14 protein-coding genes are annotated in these 14,131 nt (G+C 47.1%); 8 read left to right on the top strand and 6 right to left on the bottom strand.

Annotation, left to right across the window (positions count from 1 at the left end):
- Positions 1 to 4: 4 nt before the first annotated feature.
- The 3 genes from NX720_RS23970 to NX720_RS23960 form a co-directional block, all read right to left on the bottom strand.
- Positions 5 to 1,141, bottom strand: coding sequence for an efflux RND transporter periplasmic adaptor subunit (locus NX720_RS23970; protein ID WP_262598054.1), 1,137 nt, complete (start codon positions 1,139 to 1,141; stop codon positions 5 to 7).
- Positions 1,142 to 1,294: 153 nt separating this feature from the next.
- On the bottom strand, positions 1,295 to 2,041 hold the full coding sequence (locus tag NX720_RS23965; RefSeq protein ID WP_262598053.1) for a hypothetical protein: 747 nt from the start codon (positions 2,039 to 2,041) through the stop codon (positions 1,295 to 1,297).
- A 392-nt stretch (positions 2,042 to 2,433) separates the two neighbouring features.
- Positions 2,434 to 3,183 (bottom strand): hypothetical protein, encoded by a 750-nt coding sequence (locus tag NX720_RS23960; protein WP_262598052.1) that lies wholly within the window; start codon positions 3,181 to 3,183, stop codon positions 2,434 to 2,436.
- A gap of 211 nt (positions 3,184 to 3,394) precedes the next feature.
- Here NX720_RS23960 and xthA point away from each other — a divergent pair, with 211 nt between their 5' ends.
- Positions 3,395 to 4,213, top strand: coding sequence for an exodeoxyribonuclease III (gene xthA, locus NX720_RS23955; protein ID WP_262598050.1), 819 nt, complete (start codon positions 3,395 to 3,397; stop codon positions 4,211 to 4,213).
- Between the two features lie 43 nt (positions 4,214 to 4,256).
- On the opposite strand, the gene NX720_RS23950 is transcribed toward xthA, so the two are convergent.
- A complete protein-coding gene (locus tag NX720_RS23950; protein ID WP_262598049.1) occupies positions 4,257 to 5,102 on the bottom strand; it encodes an MOSC domain-containing protein in 846 nt (281 codons plus the stop codon).
- A gap of 141 nt (positions 5,103 to 5,243) precedes the next feature.
- Here NX720_RS23950 and NX720_RS23945 point away from each other — a divergent pair, with 141 nt between their 5' ends.
- A complete protein-coding gene (locus NX720_RS23945) occupies positions 5,244 to 6,035 on the top strand; it encodes a TatD family hydrolase (protein ID WP_262598048.1) in 792 nt (263 codons plus the stop codon).
- Here the strand turns inward: NX720_RS23945 and NX720_RS23940 are convergent.
- A complete protein-coding gene (locus tag NX720_RS23940; protein ID WP_262598047.1) occupies positions 6,013 to 6,882 on the bottom strand; it encodes a cation diffusion facilitator family transporter in 870 nt (289 codons plus the stop codon). The two genes, NX720_RS23945 and NX720_RS23940, sit on opposite strands and share 23 nt — an antisense overlap.
- Before the next feature lie 61 nt (positions 6,883 to 6,943).
- Entirely contained in the window at positions 6,944 to 7,189 is a 246-nt protein-coding gene (locus NX720_RS23935; protein ID WP_262598045.1) for a glutaredoxin family protein, read from the bottom strand.
- A 147-nt stretch (positions 7,190 to 7,336) separates the two neighbouring features.
- Here NX720_RS23935 and NX720_RS23930 point away from each other — a divergent pair, with 147 nt between their 5' ends.
- The 6 genes from NX720_RS23930 to NX720_RS23905 all read left to right on the top strand — a co-directional run bounded on the left by NX720_RS23930 (position 7,337) and on the right by NX720_RS23905 (position 14,027).
- Positions 7,337 to 9,298: a monovalent cation:proton antiporter family protein gene (locus tag NX720_RS23930; RefSeq protein ID WP_262598044.1), complete on the top strand. Its 1,962-nt coding sequence runs from the start codon at positions 7,337 to 7,339 to the stop codon at positions 9,296 to 9,298.
- A gap of 396 nt (positions 9,299 to 9,694) precedes the next feature.
- Positions 9,695 to 11,182, top strand: coding sequence for a hypothetical protein (locus NX720_RS23925; RefSeq protein ID WP_262598043.1), 1,488 nt, complete (start codon positions 9,695 to 9,697; stop codon positions 11,180 to 11,182).
- 160 nt (positions 11,183 to 11,342) lie between these two features.
- Complete coding sequence (locus tag NX720_RS23920) at positions 11,343 to 11,561, top strand: DUF2970 domain-containing protein (RefSeq protein WP_262598041.1); 219 nt, start codon at positions 11,343 to 11,345, stop codon at positions 11,559 to 11,561.
- Complete coding sequence (locus NX720_RS23915; RefSeq protein WP_262598039.1) at positions 11,561 to 11,686, top strand: hypothetical protein; 126 nt, start codon at positions 11,561 to 11,563, stop codon at positions 11,684 to 11,686. Before NX720_RS23920 ends, NX720_RS23915 begins: the two co-directional genes overlap by 1 nt.
- Positions 11,687 to 11,887: 201 nt before the next feature.
- On the top strand, positions 11,888 to 13,546 hold the full coding sequence (locus tag NX720_RS23910; protein WP_262598037.1) for a nitrite/sulfite reductase: 1,659 nt from the start codon (positions 11,888 to 11,890) through the stop codon (positions 13,544 to 13,546).
- Positions 13,527 to 14,027: a DUF934 domain-containing protein gene (locus NX720_RS23905; protein WP_262598035.1), complete on the top strand. Its 501-nt coding sequence runs from the start codon at positions 13,527 to 13,529 to the stop codon at positions 14,025 to 14,027. Before NX720_RS23910 ends, NX720_RS23905 begins: the two co-directional genes overlap by 20 nt.
- Positions 14,028 to 14,131 lie beyond the last annotated feature (104 nt).

Below are 14,131 nucleotides of genomic sequence, written 5' to 3'. Positions count from 1 at the left end.
ATTGTTACTCCCCGGCGACCAGGTTGGCGTCACTGGCAGCTACTACTGCCACAGGACTTCCTTCTTTTACAAAACCCTGTCCACGGGTAATGATGCGGGCATTGGTTGGAATGCCGCTGAGCCAGAGACTGTTGCTGCCGGTTTTTACGATCTCGGCAGGCGTAAACTGCACAATATTATTTCGGTCGACCCACTTGATGCCGGGTGTCCCACTCTCATTCAGGCTTAGTAATGCCGGGCTGAGTTCAACCGCCCTGACCTGCCCCATTACCAGATCAGCTTCAACGCTAAGACCGGCAGGCAGTTTCATATCAGGGTTATCTATAGCCAGTTCCACATTAAAAGTACGCGTTGCATCATTGGCCTTGCGTGATATATATCGAACGGTTGCTACGGCTGACCGTTCCCCCAGCAGCCTGATCTCTGCTTTATCACCAGAAGTCAAAGACTCTATAAATTCCTGAGTGACATCAACGGACACAATCAGCGGGTCCAGATCAAGAATTTCGGCAACCGGGTTACCACGATCAATAAAATCACCCAGTTCCACCATACGATGATGCAGAATACCATCGACCGGTGCTTCTATACGGGTGTTATTCAGGTCAATCTGCAAGCTCTGCAAGCGGGACTCAGCTTCAGCCACGGCCAGCTCCAGCTGGGGCAACTGGTTATCGGCAATCAGTTTTTTCTTTTGTAGAGCCAGGGCTGAGTCCAGATCCAGTCGGGCTTTTTTAACCTGGGCCCTGGCAGACTTCAACTCAGCCCTGAGGTTTCCTTCCCGCAGGCTGATCAGAGTCTCTCCTTTCCTGATCAGGGAACCCCGTTCAGCCTTTACACCAACAATTCGTGCAGCAAGCTCTGAGCTGACAGTAATAATCCGGTCAGGCCTGGTTCGACCATATAGCGTCAAGGTCATTGGAATCTGTTCATGAGCAAACTGTCGGGCATTAACTGTTGGCAGGCTCTTTTCAGCAATACGAGGTTCAGTACTTGAAGTTGGGGCGGAGTCAGGTGGTGCCTGATTTTTGTTGGGGTCATTGATATTGGTAATATCAGCCGTCAGCAGATACCCCCCCAAGACAATGGCTGTCGAAACCGCTGCCAGCCAGGATTTACCAGGAAGTTTTGCATTTAACATGATGGTGATTACGATCCCTGTAACTACATTTTTGTTATTTGTAAGCAGTGACACTACTCGACTTCATCCCCTGCGACAAGCTGCCATTAGTAGTATTTTTTAATTTCTCACAGGTTCATAAGTCTGTAGCTCCACTGCAAGAGACAAGAGCAATCAAACGTAAGCACTAGCACTAGCACTAGCACCATCTCTATTGGAAGAACTGGTCCTGCGGAAGAAGTCTGGGGTGAAGGGTACTACTTCAAAAAAACATGCGTGCTTATAATTCATAAACCCTGCTGTTTTAGATAAATTTCCAAAAAATTCTATCAATGCAGCTGGACCGACTTCGGAGAAACCAAATTGGTGGGTAAAAAACCTAAACACCCCCCTCTTTTTATAAACAGCGATTGTACCAGCGGTTGCGGAGAGTGAACCCAATCTGAGTATAACTCCCATAAAATCAGAATCATTTTGCAAAAGGCTGGATACGTTTTCTATGGTTACCAAGTTGCTTGTTTTCGGCAAGTTAAGGTGAAAACCAAGCGCATGCGTAGTACATGACTTATTGATACATGCAAATAATATATCGATATTGTAGGTAGGAGCAGGCCTTCTCCAATCGTCCAGCCCGAAGACCGGGTTAATGCGTTGAATAATTTCGGCATCAATTTCATTGGCTTGCTGCAAAGCAACAACGGACTTCATCGCTGACCATAAGCAATCTCCTCTTTTTTTAAACCATATATTATATTTTATCCATATCAACGCAATCCCAATCCCTGCATGTTTTTCCAAACGAAGTCCATGCTTTCTGGCAGCCTCAAGCTGGTTGAAACGTCTCCGGCTTACATGGTGTGTGGGGTTCGTTGTGCCGTCGTAAGAGGGGGTTAAGCTCAGGCGGCTGTTGGATCTTAACATAGGAGGTACCTCAATTCGTGATCCGGTTTATGTTTATTATACAATATTGACGAATGGCCACTATAAAGGAATTGTATGGGTAGCGCTGCTAATATAATGCCAGTGACGTTTATTGATCTTTGAGCATTATACATAACACTGCCTGCAGGCATACACCACAGGAGTGAGCCCCTTGATAGCCTCCGTCTGCCGCAATGACTCTCTGACTTGGCTGTACTGGAAGGGCTCATGCCTGCATGCCAGTATTTAATGGCCTCAAATCGTATTTGTTCCCTGACCTGATCCGAGATTTTGCGTCCGTCAACATTATTCATTACTGCCTCATCGATGAGGCAGTAATGATACCAAACGACAGGTGTTATCTATATTGCGTAGAAACCAATAAGAACCAGTCATAAATAAGTATCACTCGTGCCAGAAGCTCTATTCCTGCTAAAAACTTTCGGACTTAAGGAGTTAACCTCAAATAAGCAAACATGCTTATAATTCATCATCGCCGTTTTTTTAGATAATTTTTCAAAGTAATCACCTAACGAATCCAAGCTAACTAATGATTCACCAGATTGATGGGTAAAAAACTTAAATAGCTCGCCTTTTTTACAAACAGCTATTGCGCCTGAGGTTGCCGAGATTGGACCCACCCGGAGTAAAATCCCTATAAAGTCATAATTTTTTTGTACAAGACTGATTATGTTGTTTATTCCTATCAAGCCATTTATATCGGGCCGGTTAAAGTAAAAACCAATCGCTCGCGTGGTACATGACCTATTGATGCAGGCAAATAATATATCGATATTATAACAGGGAGCAGGAGCTCTCGGATTATTCAGCCCAAAGGTTGGGTTAATGCGTTGAATAACTTCTTCATCGATTTCACTGGCTTGTTCTACAGCAAGTAAGGAGTTTATAGCTGACAATACGCTTGCTTCATTTCCAAAGTCTAAATTAAATTTTATCCATACCAATGAAATCCCTACGCCTGCGTGTTTTTCAATCTCAAGCCCATGAAGTCTGGCAGCCGCTAGCTGGTTATAGTGCCTCCGACTTATCTGGTAGCTGCTGGAGCCTTGTGAGCCTGATCTGGCTCTGGTGAAGCTGGATCTGAAACTGGATAAACTATAGGTGCTGCCGGTTTTAAACATGAGAAGCTCTTCGACACTGAGGTTAGCCCATGCCAATTATACAGCATTAATATAAATTCAGGGGGATCAGGGGGATCAGGGGGATCAGGGGGAAAAGTATCTCCATAAGTTTTCAGCTGGTACAAACCTCGGCCTCATTACTACAGGTTTCCTCCCTTTGCCGGGTTGGGTATGATGCCCCTCCAGCGACCACAAAAAGAGACAGACTGGAATGAAGATCATCACATTTAATGTCAATGGAATTCGTGCCCGACTACACCAACTGGAAGCTCTGATTCAGAAGCACGAACCTGAAGTGATTGGCCTGCAGGAAATTAAAGTCGCCGATGAAGATTTTCCAGTCGAAGCCATTGAATCCCTTGGTTATCACATTGAGTATTTTGGCCAGAAAACTCATTATGGTGTTGGCCTGATGAGCAAACGGAAACCTGTGCAGGTGCAGAAAGGCTATCTTTCTGATGCTGAAGATGCCCAGCGCCGAATGATTATTGCTGACTATGAAACGGCCAGCGGTAGCCTCTATACCGTGATTAATGGCTACTTTCCACAAGGTGAAAGCCGGGAGCACCCTGTTAAATTTCCAGCCAAGAAACAGTTTTATCAGGACCTCATGACAACGCTTAAAACATCCTGTAAGCCGGACTCCAATATGGTTGTTATGGGGGACTTCAACATCTCCCCCACTGATGCTGACATAGGCATTGGCGCTGACAATGCCAAACGCTGGCTGCGCACTGGTAAATGTAGCTTTCTGCCGGAAGAGCGGGAATGGTTTCAAACGCTGTTAAGCTGGGGATTGCAGGACTGCTACCGGGAGACTCCACCAGAAGCCGTTGATGAACTCTACAGCTGGTTTGACTACCGCAGCCGGGGCTTCGAGCGTGAACCGAAGCGTGGACTGAGAATTGATGGCATACTGGCTACGGCGTCCATGATAGAAAAATGCCTGAGCACCGGCATTGACTACGATATCCGCAGTATGGAGAAACCTTCGGATCATGCACCGCTATGGGTGGATTTCGATTTTTAAACTGAACTCTACAGGTTATCCAGCCTGTAGAGTTTCATGATTATCAGTCCAGAATCTCTACCGAATCACCTACTGATATAACACCTTCACTGTCGTGATTAAGGTTCATACCAAACAGTACGCCCTTCTCCCCTCTGCGATAGCTGGCCAGTGTCTGCAGAGGTTCTTTGCCCTTTATCCCTGTTTGGGTATCTACGGTGGTCATGATACAGCGGGTACAGGCTTTGGATACCCTGAATTCCACCGAACCTATACGAATACGCTGCCAGTTATCCTCTGCAAAAGCTTCCAGACCGTTAATAACAATATTGGCGCGGAAACGATCCATTGGTACAGGCTGATCAAGCCGCCCGTTCAGGTCAGCCAGCGAGGTTTCGGAAGTCAGCAGAAACGGGAAACCATCGGAAAAACTGGTCAGGTCGCTGGTCAGCCCATAACGCTGGTCAACCGGGCGCTGACAGCCATCATCCATAAAAACCAAACGACAGTTAAAGCCCATATACTCACTGAACCACTGCGCCGCCTGATCACCAGCGTCTAATGCTCCACACTGGTCTTTCCAGACGGTCACTTCGAAGCGATGACGTGACTCTTGTTGTAAAACTTGTTCTAAAACTCCTTCTAAAAAAGGTTGCGCAATGTGTATTTCGTTCATGCCAGGCGCATCAACAATAATGCCCTGATCATCAGGTTGTGCAACGATATGAACCATTTTCGGATGCTGGCGCTGGGTAATAAACTTCCCTTCCGGATCAACCAGCATCCAGCGCCGATCATGGGCAAAGCCAGTAGTCACAACTCGTGCCTGCTGCACCGGGACTCTGCGAGTCGATTTGATCGGGTAAATAGCCAGCTCAGTGACAAAGAGGGGGTGTTGATCAGAGGTCACGCTTGTTCCTTACTGTATATGGGTACGAACGATTTAGGTAACCCCGGTACAGGGGCTACTTGCACGATTTGGGTAGCCACCGCAGAATACCATAATATTCTTAGCTCACAGAAACTTATAAACCTTTGGTAAACCAGTTTGATGATTGATATTGGTGTTAACCTGACCGATAAACAGTTTAACCGTGACCGTGAAACGGTTGTTGAACGCGCCGTTGAAGTGGGTGTCAACACATTGATTCTCACCGGCACCGACATTGAAGAATCCGTAGCGGCATTGCAGTTGGCACGGGAATTTGCCCCCCACTGTTACTCAACCGCAGGCATTCACCCTCACAGCGCCAAAGAGGCAACCGAGGGTAGTTTTAAAGAACTGTCTTCTTTGTTTCAGGAAGATAAAGTCGTGGCGGCCGGAGAAATGGGGCTGGATTTTAACCGTGACTTTTCTCCCCGCCCGATTCAGGAAAGTGTTTTTGAACGCCAGCTGGAGCTGGCTATACAACATAATATGCCAGCCTTTTGCCATGAGCGGGATGCATCACAGCGTTTTTACGACATTGTCCGGGAAGTTCGGGATGAGCTCAGCGGACTGGTGGTTCACTGTTTTACTGCGGACAAAGAGGCGCTGTATCGTTATCTGGATCTGGATTTGCACATTGGCATCACTGGCTGGGTCTGTGATGAACGACGGGGAACGCATTTGCATCCATTGCTGAAAGATATTCCTCAAAACCGGATGATGATTGAAACCGATTCGCCCTGGCTATTGCCAAGAACCATGGATAAAAAGCCTGAAAATCGCCGTAATGAACCGGCATTCCTGCCCTGGGTCGCCAAAACAATTGCTGAACATACGGATAAAACCCCTGAACAGGTGATACGAGAAACCAGCAACACAGCCAGAGCGTTTTTCAATCTGGATCAAGGTGAATAATAATGTCGGCGTTGGGCAACCATTCCAGAACAGACTGTTTTGCCTGATAACCGATATCGTGGGCTTCCCTGAGTGTCAGTTCGCCGTCAAGGTCAAGATGCAGCTGAATAAAGGGAATCTGCCCGGAGACACGAGTGCGGATTTCATGCACACCGACCACGCCTTCCACAGACAGACAGCGACGTTCAATTTCCTGTAACTGCTCCACCGGCAGGGAGTGATCCATCAGGTGTTTTATAGCTTCCCATACCAGTCGTACAACGCCTGTCAGCATATAAACGGCAATGGCAATGGTCAGGATACTGTCCATGGAAGGATAGCCATAAATTGATGTCATCAGGGCAACAATAACCGCCGTATTAGTCAGCAGATCAACTTTATAGTGCATGGCATCGGCAGCAATAGCGGTAGAACCGGTACGCCGGACAACGTAACGCTGAAACATCAGTAATGCGGTTGTGGCAGAAATGGAGATAACCATGACCGCAATACCAATATCCTCATTAACCAGTGGTGTGCTGTCTGAAGTCAGCCGCCTGGCGGCCTGCAAAAAGAGGATAATGGCTGAACCGGAAATAAAAACCGCCTGCATCAGCACAGACAGGTATTCTGCTTTGCCATGACCAAAGCGGTGCTCATCGTCGGCAGGCGCCAGGGAAATTCGAACGGCAACCAGGGTGATCAGTGAAGCAACAGCGTCCATCACGGAGTCCACCATTGTGGCCAGCAGGCTGAGTGAACCGGTCATGGTCCAGGCGATGACCTTGACAACAATCAGCAACAAGGCAGTCATCACTGAAACGATGGTGGCATAGGTCATCAATCGACTGCGTTGTGCCAGATTCATGGCAATACCTTCCCTGATTAATTTTTAATTGGTATATGGCTGCTTTTTACAACTTCAGTTACTAATAACCTTTTCTCACCCAGCAGCGCAACTCCTCAAGACTGAATGGCCAACCGATTTCCTGCTCACTGCCCTGCTCTTTCACAACAGGAATTCGAGCACCATAACGGTCAATCAATTCATCGCTGTCACTGATTTCAACCGGTTGCCAATGAATTCGCTCAGACGCTTGCAACCTTTTTAGTAACTTTTCTGCTTCTTCGCACAAATGACAACCGGAAGTGGTATATAAATGCAGTATTTTCACACGACAGCCTCAGTATCTTCATCAAACTAGGGTACAATTATACCGATAAAGCAGCCATGAGCGGAAAATGCGATGTTCGTCACCTATGGGTGACGAACATCGCATTTTCATTGTAAAAAATAATAGACATTTCGGGATGCCACCTGCATGGACTTTACGTTTTTCAACCAGTTAATGATGATACTAGGTCTGTCTGTTTGTGCCATATCATTGTTTCATCGCTTTAATCTTCCGGAAAGTCTTGGGTATCTGAGTGTTGGCATCGTTCTGGGCCCTACTGCAACCGGCCTGATTCATGAAGATTTCGATATCAGTCTGCTGGCAGAAATCGGGGTTGTCTTCCTGCTGTTCACCCTGGGCCTGGAATTCTCCATCAGCCGTATGAAATCCATGAAGCAGGAAGTATTTGGACTGGGTGGTTTACAGGTACTACTGTGTGCCTCTGGCATTTTTGGCATTCTTACTCTGCTCGGTGTGCCCGTCAGGGAAAGCCTGATTATTGCGGCAGCGCTGGCACTGTCATCAACCGCCATTGTTTCTAAAGAGTTAACCCAGAGTAATGAAATTCGAGCCCGCCAGGGACAGCTGAGCATTGGCGTATTGCTGTTTCAAGATATTGCTGCCGTGCTGTTTTTGATTATGGTGCCCGCCATTGCCGGAACCGGTGGCAAGGCCATTCTGCCAGCCATCAGCATTGCCCTGGCCAAAGGCGCTCTGTTTGTCGCCATGATGCTGGCTGCCGGAAAATGGCTGTTGCCCGTTATCTTTAACGAAATTGCCAGGGCCCGCTCTGATGAACTGTTTGTCCTGGTCGCGCTGATGATTGCCCTGATGGCAGCCTGGCTGACACATATGCTGGGTTTGTCTATGGCGTTAGGTGGTTTTATCGCTGGCATGATGCTGGGTGATTCAAACTATAAGCATCAGGTAGAAGCGGATATCCGTCCTTTCAGGGATATTCTGCTGGGACTGTTTTTTGTTTCTGTTGGCCTGATGCTGGACCTGAATATTCTCAGGGAACACTGGCCAGTAATACTAGCAGCCACCGCTACCCTGCTGGTTTTCAAGCTGTCCGTCATTGCCGTTCTTGCCAGAACCTTTGGTGAAGATCGTCGTACAGCCTTAAAAACCGGACTGATTCTGTGCCAGGGGGGAGAGTTCTGTTTCGCGCTGATTGCTCTGGCCACGCAATATGGGCAAACCGGTGGTGAAAAAGCTTCGCTGGTACTGTCTGCCACCATTCTTTCCATGCTGGTGGCACCATTACTCATTCGTAGCAGCTCAAAAATAGTGGGACTCTGTTTCAGGGAAGCGGATACCACTGTGGACTCTGAGCACAGTGTTGATATCAAGGAACGAACAGCCCACATATCAGGGCATACGTTAATCTGCGGTTATGGCCGTGTTGGCCAGACCATCAGCCGTTTTCTGGCCCGTGAAAACCTGCTCTATGTGGCGCTTGATGATGACGCCCTGCATGTCCATGAAGCGGGTCTGGCCGGGGAGCCGGTATTTTATGGAGATTGCCGCAGGCTTGAGTTACTGGAAGCCGGAGGCCTGGACCGTGCCAGACAGGTCATTATCTGCATTGACAATACCGAGAACGCCCTGTCTGTGGTCAAAACCATTCGCTCAGAGTACCGCAATCTACCTATTCTTGTTCGAACCCGTGATCTCACGCAATGTGATGAACTGAAACAGGCCGGGGTCACAGCGGTTGTGCCTGAGGTGCTGGAATCCAGCCTGCTGATCGTCAAACAGGTACTCCTGATGCTGGGCATGGACCGGGATGTTGTTCGACATAAAATTCATCAGGCCCGTGAACAACAATACGATATTCTCAGTGGTTACTATCCCGGAATTACTGATATACAGGGCGAAACAGAAGATGTGCCCGTTCGCCATGCTGTCACCCTTTGCAAGGGGTCGCCCTGTGAAGGGTTACGTCCTGCGGAACTGCCGGTTGAAGGCGATGTATCGGTTATGGGGATCAAACGAGGCGGAATCACTTATGAACCAGGTCAGGTTACCCGAATGTCAGCGGATGATATTGTAATCCTGACCGGTCCCATGGCAAGCCTGAAACAGAGCGAAAAGAACCTTATTTAGCCTGTTATCGAGTTAGCAGGCAATTTTTATTTCTTACTAACCATTTGTTTTTAATTAGTTTTTATTTTGCCTGCTGCATTCGATAATTAATTTCTCCATCAGAGTATTAAAACTTTTTCTATACTACATCTTTACGTCTCGAAAGAATAAAAAAGTCAGGACGCTTATAACCAAAAAACAATCAACCAGTTAGGCGGTATAGAAACAATGAATAATCGATCAATTCCGTATAGTTTACGATATCCCAGTTATGTTTTTTTGTACCTGCTTTTTCTGCTAGCTATTTCACTACTCTTTTGTGTTCAGTCTGTCTACGGACAGACATGCCAGTTCGGCACCCATATTGATCCATCAAAATCAACCCCCACACTTTTTAATTGTGTCGGGCCGGACGAAATGGCTGAAGCAGGTATTTTAAGTTTCAGACATCAACATGACTTTAAACAAAGTGGTCAAAATATAAAACCTCTGAAACTGTCAGAAGCAAAATACTACCTGAACAGATACCACGAAAATTACAATTACTACAACAATCAGGCCTGGTTCCAGTATTCCAAAAAGACATTTCCTTTAGCGGCCAGCTGGTACCTGCATGGCTTCCTGCAGACAGCGAATCTGCTCAGCCTTAATATGCTTCAGATGTTCTCAGTATCCCTGACAATCTCAAGTGTATTTAACCTTGGGCAAGATACCAGTGTTGAGTTCTCCAGGGCATATGACCACCTCACAGGAACATCACCCGATCCGGACAACTGGCCCAGTGTGCCGGGCAGGGTGAGTGGCGGTTTAACAATGCTGCTCCTTGACCTGACCCTGGAAGATTATTTCAATGCCAACCTTCCAAAAATTAAAGCCCTGACCTATCCGGAAACGGTATCGAAGTTTATCAAGTCCGTCGCTATTACCGGACCATTGACAAAAGCCATGATCGGCCTGACCAGAGAGAAACTGATCAATGCCGGTTTTGCCGAAGACAGTAGTACCGCACTAGCACAAGGTGGATCGGCGGCAACTCTGGGGGCATTGTTAAGCCTGGGGACTCTTACAGGCTTAACAAGTATGGGCATTTCAACGGAGATCGAAAAAACAGCACAACTGAAACAGGTGACTGATGCTGTAGCCGATGAGTTCGTAAAAATGACGACCTCGCAGAAAGTTACACGCAATGTTCATGAACAGTTTCCACGTGCAGCTACCGTGACAGCGGCTTATGTTACCGTCGACGCATTAATTAACACCTGCAAAGTCGGATTAAACCGGCTTGAACTGGAGCAAACAATAAGTAAGGACAGGCAGGATGAGTTGTGTATGCTCATGGTTTCGGCCACTAGCCTTGCCGGCTCATGGTTGGGGCTGAACAGTGACAAATGGGTAAAAGACGGCTTTCTTGGTGTCTTTGTCGAGAACATAGCTGAAGCGGGTGGAATGCACACAACCGGAGCCATCATGAAAGCAGCAGGATCACTTTCAGACGAACCTATAACCAGAGATTTATTGAAATTAACAGGCGGCACTCTATCGTTTACCGCATTTTACTCAAAAAACCTCGCTTACCCTGATAAAGCCTTTGAGTTGAATTCAAGGAATGGGGCGCACCTTAATCTAGTGATTGAGGGCGTTCAGATTGTGATGTCTCATGTTATTCCATTTACTATTGTGTCCAGTGAATTAGTTGCCGACCTGGCAGCTGAGAGAATTTCAGGGTCACTGTATAATTTGAGTCATCAGGTTGACCTGCTCAGGGGCAAAGATAACGAACAGGAAAACTCCAGATTCAATCTGGAGAATAGCCGTTATCAAATACCCGTTCATGGCGGATGTTTCATGACGCCTGCCGTCGGTACGACAACAGAAACCTATCAAATGAATAATAATTGCTACTGAGTGATGACTCTTAACAGCAACAGGCAGTAGTTTGTTTTTACAGGTTACTGCCTTTTTTATGTCTATGAATTATCGATCAGACGAGAATGTTGATGAATTATCTGGCAGTATGGTCGCCGTTGTGGTCATTTACATTCTGATCAAGCCAGGTTTTTAATTCATGACTAAAAAAACAGCATCAAAAGGAACAGGCATCAGAGCCATCCTGCAAAGCGCATTTGCCTCAGCCTTTGGAGTACAGAGCAGAAAAAATCAGGACAGGGACTTTCAAAAAGGAAGACCGGCGGACTTCGTTATTGCCGGTATTATAGGGACTCTGTTGTTTATTGCAGTGCTGGTGGTTATCGTAAAAATCGTACTGAGTGAGTCAGGTTATTGATGGCTGACCCAGAACACAGCGGTCACTACGATGACTGCGATTATGGCAACTGCCGCAATGGCATCTACCGTACTGTCTTTCATTGTCTTATCACTCGCCATATTTCTGCTCCCGATAACGTTTGATCCATTCAAGCTAGCTTATCTCAACAAACGAAGCAACATCCGTTGTAACGGTATACGGTTATAGTCTTTTAAATATAGTTATATAAAAAAATTTTTTAATTACTTATTCAGGAAACTGATAAGGTAGCCTCTCCTGCAGCTAAAGTTCTGGCTATTTAACGATGAACCCTGGCTGCTGCATCAGAATGAAAAAATAACATCATGTACATATACGACGAATACGACCAGCGTATAGTGGATGAGCGAGTCGACCAGTTCCGGGATCAGACCCATCGCTATCTCGCCGGTGAAATCACTGAAGATGAATTCCTGCCACTGAGATTGCAGAATGGTCTGTATATTCAGCGTTTTGCCCCCATGATGCGGATTGCTATTCCTTATGGTTTGATCAGTACCCGGCAGGTACGAAAACTGGCGGATATTTCCCGTCACTATGATAAAGGCTATGTGCACTTCACCACCCGGCAGAATGTTCAGCTGAACTGGCCGAGGCTAGAGGAAGTGCCTGATATCCTCGCTGAACTGGCGACGGTACAAATGCATGCCATTCAAACCAGTGGTGCCTGCATACGCAGTACCACAACCGATCATTTTGCTGGTGTTGCAGCCGATGAAGTGGTTGACCCTCGTCCGTGGTGTGAACTTATTCGGCAATGGTCGACTTTTCACCCTGAGTTCGCCTTCTTGCCCAGAAAATTTAAAATTGCTGTTTGTGGTTCCGGCGAAGACCGGGCAGCTACCCTGGTACACGATATCGGTGTACATCTTCAAAAAGATGGTCAGGGCAAGATTCGAATCAACGTTCTTGCTGGTGGCGGACTCGGGCGCACGCCGGTCATCGGTGCTGTAATCAAAGAAGACCTTGAGCCTGAGCAGCTGCTCAATTACCTGGATGCGACGCTGCGAATTTACAATCGTTACGGTCGGCGCGACAACAAATACAAAGCTCGAATCAAGATTCTTGTGAAAGCGATGACACCAGAAGTGTTTGCCCGTGAAGTTGAAACAGAGTGGCACCGGATCAAAAAGAACAGTCAGCCATTGAGCCTGAGTGAAATTAAACGAATGGCTACGCATTTCACCAAACACGACTATGACCCCCTTTCTGATCTGGACTTTAATCACCTTGCCCTGCAGGGTTCACCCGAATTCCAGCGCTGGCTGAAACAAAATGTCTCGGCTCACCAGCAGACTGGTTACAGCGCTGTTACGTTAACGCTCAAAGCCACATCGGATGCCCCTGGCGATGTTTCTGCCGAACAGCTGGATGATATCGCAAACCTTGCCGACCGCTTCAGTTTTGGTGAATTACGCGTCAGTCATGAACAGAACCTGATCTTTGCTGATGTTCCCCAGGCCCAATTGCCAGAACTCTGGCAGGCACTGGACACTCTTGGTCTGGCAACGCCTAACCGTGGTTTGCTGACGGATGTTATCTGTTGTCCGGGTGGCGATTACTGTGCTTTAGCCAATGCCCGCTCTATTCCGCTGGCAGAAGAAATTCAGCGATATTTTGAAGATCTGGATTATCTGCATGATATCGGTGAGCTGGATTTGAATATATCGGGTTGTATGAATGCCTGCGCCCATCATCATGTGGGACACATCGGCATTCTCGGGGTTGATCGCAAAGGTGAAGAGTACTATCAGATCCAGATCGGAGGTTCCGCTGGCAAAACGGCCAGCCTGGGTAAAATCATAGGTCCTTCATTCAAACGGGAAGAAGTGCCTGACATCATCAGACAGCTTATGTCGGTCTACCTGGAACAGCGATATGAAGGTGAGCGTTTTATTGATACCAGCCTGAGACTGGGATTAACCCCCTTTAAGGAGAAGGTGTATGGACAGAAAGCTGCTTAAAGATAATGAGCTTTACCCTGACCACAGCATTGTCTGGCAGGCAGACACGGCCATCGCAGAAAATGTTCAGGAGCTTCTGATACCACAAGTACTCTGGCAGGCACATAAAGAAGACATCCGCCTTCTAAGTCTGCGGAAACTGCTCTATGTCTTACCGGACGATGAACTGACTGACATGGAAGCCGATTTAAGTGAGTTCGACGGCATTGCCATTCAATTCCCCGGCTTCCTTGACGGTCGGGGGTATTCACACGCCAGAACCCTGCGTGATCATCTAAACTTCCGTGGCGAAATAAGGGCAGTGGGTGATGTGCTGGTGGATCAGTTGTTTTTTATGAAACGCTGTGGTTTCAGCAGCTTTGTCCTGAAACCAGGACAGAACCCTGATGCTGCTATAAAAGCGCTATCAACCTTCCAGCTCAGTTATCAGGGAAGCAGTGATTTACGAAAGCCTGTGCACCGCATTCGTGAGAGCCTTTAACCTCTCTATGAACGGCTGTGACCAAGACTCAAACAACTTAGACTGATCGCTTTCCTAAGATAAGGCTCATTAATTGCCGCGTAAATTATTACAAAGATGATTTT

It is taken from the genome of Endozoicomonas euniceicola (assembly GCF_025562755.1).
Lineage (GTDB): Bacteria > Pseudomonadota > Gammaproteobacteria > Pseudomonadales > Endozoicomonadaceae > Endozoicomonas_A > Endozoicomonas_A euniceicola.
This window is presented reverse-complemented; position numbering and strand designations above follow the sequence as displayed.

What these genes read in the sequence shown, in the direction of transcription:
- NX720_RS23915 (WP_262598039.1), top strand. Translation starts at nt 11,561, where the DNA reads ATGGCTGACCCAGAACACAGCGGTCACTACGATGACTGCGATTATGGC.
- xthA (WP_262598050.1), top strand. Translation starts at nt 3,395, where the DNA reads ATGAAGATCATCACATTTAATGTCAATGGAATTCGTGCCCGACTACAC.
- NX720_RS23920 (WP_262598041.1), top strand. Translation starts at nt 11,343, where the DNA reads ATGACTAAAAAAACAGCATCAAAAGGAACAGGCATCAGAGCCATCCTG.
- NX720_RS23910 (WP_262598037.1), top strand. Translation starts at nt 11,888, where the DNA reads ATGTACATATACGACGAATACGACCAGCGTATAGTGGATGAGCGAGTC.
- NX720_RS23970 (WP_262598054.1), bottom strand. Translation starts at nt 1,141, where the DNA reads ATGTTAAATGCAAAACTTCCTGGTAAATCCTGGCTGGCAGCGGTTTCG.
- NX720_RS23945 (WP_262598048.1), top strand. Translation starts at nt 5,244, where the DNA reads ATGATTGATATTGGTGTTAACCTGACCGATAAACAGTTTAACCGTGAC.
- NX720_RS23930 (WP_262598044.1), top strand. Translation starts at nt 7,337, where the DNA reads ATGGACTTTACGTTTTTCAACCAGTTAATGATGATACTAGGTCTGTCT.
- NX720_RS23940 (WP_262598047.1), bottom strand. Translation starts at nt 6,882, where the DNA reads ATGAATCTGGCACAACGCAGTCGATTGATGACCTATGCCACCATCGTT.
- NX720_RS23960 (WP_262598052.1), bottom strand. Translation starts at nt 3,183, where the DNA reads ATGTTTAAAACCGGCAGCACCTATAGTTTATCCAGTTTCAGATCCAGC.
- NX720_RS23905 (WP_262598035.1), top strand. Translation starts at nt 13,527, where the DNA reads ATGGACAGAAAGCTGCTTAAAGATAATGAGCTTTACCCTGACCACAGC.
- NX720_RS23965 (WP_262598053.1), bottom strand. Translation starts at nt 2,041, where the DNA reads ATGTTAAGATCCAACAGCCGCCTGAGCTTAACCCCCTCTTACGACGGC.
- NX720_RS23925 (WP_262598043.1), top strand. Translation starts at nt 9,695, where the DNA reads ATGGCTGAAGCAGGTATTTTAAGTTTCAGACATCAACATGACTTTAAA.